The 222-nt window shown below is 45.0% G+C and carries 1 protein-coding gene; it reads left to right on the top strand.

The annotated features are described in order from the left end of the window. Positions 1–222 (top strand): hypothetical protein (locus ACVCZW_RS19455; protein ID WP_452233242.1); only part of this gene is annotated, 222 nt, incomplete at both ends.

Genomic DNA, 222 nt, shown 5'->3' with positions numbered 1-222 from the left:
GTAACCGGAACTGTATATAATGATGAAGATGGTGATGGAACACAAAACGGAACAGAAACCGGATTCACTTCGCCAGTAACCGTATTTGCAGATTTAGATGGCAATGGCGTATTAGACGCAGGAGAGCCAACAGCAACAACGGCAGCGGATGGAACCTATACTATAGAAGGAGTACCAGCAGGAACAGTGGATATCGTGGTAGATACGACTACTTTACCAGTT

The organism is Lacinutrix sp. MEBiC02595, from assembly GCF_053601555.1.
Note: the sequence above shows the minus strand (reverse complement) of the source record. Positions and strands in the feature narration are given on the sequence as shown.